This window comes from Plectonema radiosum NIES-515 (genome assembly GCF_025753815.1).
GTDB lineage: Bacteria > Cyanobacteriota > Cyanobacteriia > Cyanobacteriales > Nostocaceae > Hassallia > Hassallia radiosum_A.
Genome location: NZ_JAOWRF010000027.1, coordinates 1 through 2,692, shown reverse-complemented (window position 1 = coordinate 2,692; position 2,692 = coordinate 1). Strand labels below are relative to the sequence as shown.

Below are 2,692 nucleotides of genomic sequence, written 5' to 3'. Positions count from 1 at the left end.
ACAACAAATTGATTTGTTTACGCAATTAAATAAATCATATTGTAACGTTGCAAAGTGGTCTTTTAGACCCGTAGCAACATCGCGCGCGAATCCCCCGTGCTTCCAGCCGGGGGAGATGTCAATAACTTCCATAAAGCATCACCAATATTTTCGCCGGTTTTCTCTAGTGCTTTGGTCGAAAGTGTAGTAGCGATGGTAGCGATCGCAGTAGCAACAGCCGTCAGCGTTACAGTTACCATAAAATCACTGTTAGTTAGTCTATGTGAAAATTACTTCAATTTTCACACATATCATTTTACAAAGACTTGAGGTAGCGATCGCCTAATTTAGCCCACGCAGGTGGGCTTCGTTTGTGTAGCCCCAGGCTTCCAGCCTGAGGGACTCACGTAAAATTGGTATAAGTGTCAAAATATTAAGTGTAAAGTTTATTCACAAAACCACTATGCCGAAAGCAACTTGGAATGGGGCTGTTTTAGCCGAAAGCGATAAAACCGTAGTTGTGGAAAACAACCATTACTTTCCCAAAGACGCAATTAACCAGCAATACTTCAAAGACAGCAACACCCAGTCCACTTGTCCTTGGAAAGGTGTCGCAAGTTACTACAGCATCGAAGTTGATGGACAAGTCAACAAAGACGCTGCTTGGTACTATCCCACCGCTAAGGAGAGAGCGAAAAATATCGAAGGCTATATCGCTTTCTGGAAAGGCGTAAAAGTCGAAGCTTAAAACCTCCCTTGTAGTCGGCGCTTCAGGGCTGAAGCGCTAACTACAACACCCCCCTCTACACCCCTACACCCCTGCACCCCTACACCCCTCATAGTTATTGTCATTCAACCTGCTATGGTAAGTTTAAGATAGGCACTACAAACGACTAAGAAGCCCAATTAATAACTCAAATATTCAGCTTCTCGTAAACAACACGCCGTCAAGCGTGCAAGTAAATAGCAGTTGTTTGCGCTGTTCCTAATTTTTCCCACATATCAACTTTCACCATCTAAAGCAAGCTATTTGCCGAAGGCTATCATTGTGTTTTCAACAAAGCAATAGCTTAATTTAGGGAGCATCTACATAATAGGAGGTCAAGATGAGCCGTCTTCTTTATGAAAGTTCAGTTTCATTTGAAGGGTATCTCATCATCCCCTTTGTTTATGGCAAAGTGGATAATTACGAGATTTATTCTTACAAACTCTTGTCAGAAATTGGGCAAAAAAGCCAATTTCACAAAGCAGAAAATCCGGCAGAAATCTATGGAAATAGCTTGAGTAATATCATTGATATTGCCAAAGAAAATATTGAGAAAAATTCAGATTTGGTGAGTCATGGTGATAGTTTTCAGCGTCGCTATACGTACCATCAAAATTTGATTATCGTCTTTCAGCAGGATGATAAATATTTCTACGACCATTATCCGCCGGAATTATTGAATAATATTGCCGCACCCAAATTATTCAAGTCAGAATATGAATGCTTGAGTTGGATTAAACAAGGGCTTGATATGCGACATACGCGGCAAAGGGTAAGATAAATTAATTGTGCGTTGCCCGAAACCCTTGTAGAGACGTAGCTAGCTTACGTCTCTACCAGATGTCTATTCGGGGTAAATTGGCTACAAAATTGTTGGCGATTGGGAAAAACTTTTTGGTTTGTTAGTCGTGATGGGTATGTTAACTGTTAGTTGAGTTTTTTGTTGCTTATTTACTTAGAGCTTGTTGTTTTATTACTTTGCTCTACAGTGATAAAGTTTAGATTCATAGCCGTTTATAGCTGGCAAAGATTGCAGATCAGCAGCACATTTTTTCACTTCTTCTGGAAGAGGAGCATAAAAGTTTACTAACCATAAATCCAGAGGTCGTGGGAGTTCTTTTAAAGTATGAAGCAAAGCATCAGAAGAAGTATTGGGGTTTTGGTCTTGATGAGCGAGGAGAAATAGGGGAGTGGGGGAAGTTAAATTTTGAATTTTAAATTCCCTGGCTACCCCCATCATTTCCCCAATATGTACATGAGTTCTTTGAGTGGTTGCAATCAATACTGGCACTTGGGATGTTTTTTGAATTAGTTCTACAAAGAGGTCAGGACGATAATATTTTTGATAACCTAGATTGCTCAAAACTGTGACTGCGCTGAAAAATCCCATTAGCCAAATTATGCCTACAGCCTTTTTTCCAGAACTTCTTGGACGTCCAACTTGAGGATGCCAAGAAACTGCGAAACTTGCTCCTAGTAAAACTATGACAGCAGGAAAGTAAACAAAGTTATAGCGGGCGCCCCGTGTTAAGTCAATACCGAGAAAATAGGTGAAGATAAAAAATAAAGCGATCGCACTCACAACTACAACAACAAACACCATCGTCATCAAACGAGTTTCTGGTTGTTTTAGCCGAATTTTCAAACCACGAAACAGAATTGGTAATAGCCAAATAAAGTAAATCAGCATCACCAACCCACAAACAAGCACAATCCATAAATGCGGTGATTCAATTGGTAGCAAAAACTGCATTGTTACCCATGCCGCAAAAGCTTGAAAAAGTGGGCTAATCCAAGCAAATCCCACACGTGGAGCTTGAATCCAATCAGTTAATTTATCCCCATAGCTATTCTGTAAAAACACTGGCAACCAAACTACACCCGCAACAAAAGTGCCAGCAGCAACTGCATAAATGCGCGACCAGGGGGAGTGGAGGAGGGGGGGAG

General features: G+C 40.9%; 4 protein-coding genes. 2 read left to right on the top strand and 2 right to left on the bottom strand.

Annotated elements, in window-relative coordinates; all coding sequences use genetic code 11:
- Positions 1–62 precede the first annotated feature (62 nt).
- On the bottom strand, positions 63–239 hold the full coding sequence (locus OGM63_RS01805) for a hypothetical protein (protein WP_263743787.1): 177 nt from the start codon (positions 237–239) through the stop codon (positions 63–65).
- Positions 240–442: 203 nt separating this feature from the next.
- On the opposite strand from OGM63_RS01805, the gene OGM63_RS01800 reads away from it, so the two are divergent.
- The gene (locus tag OGM63_RS01800) at positions 443–727 is read left to right on the top strand and encodes a DUF427 domain-containing protein (protein ID WP_263743786.1); all 285 of its coding nucleotides are present in this window, start codon (positions 443–445) and stop codon (positions 725–727) included.
- 358 nt (positions 728–1,085) lie between these two features.
- A complete protein-coding gene (locus OGM63_RS01795) occupies positions 1,086–1,526 on the top strand; it encodes a hypothetical protein (RefSeq protein WP_263743785.1) in 441 nt (146 codons plus the stop codon).
- Between the two features lie 192 nt (positions 1,527–1,718).
- On the opposite strand, the gene OGM63_RS01790 is transcribed toward OGM63_RS01795, so the two are convergent.
- The coding region (locus tag OGM63_RS01790) for a glycosyltransferase family 39 protein (protein ID WP_445974547.1) at positions 1,719–2,692 on the bottom strand (974 nt) is incomplete at its 5' end.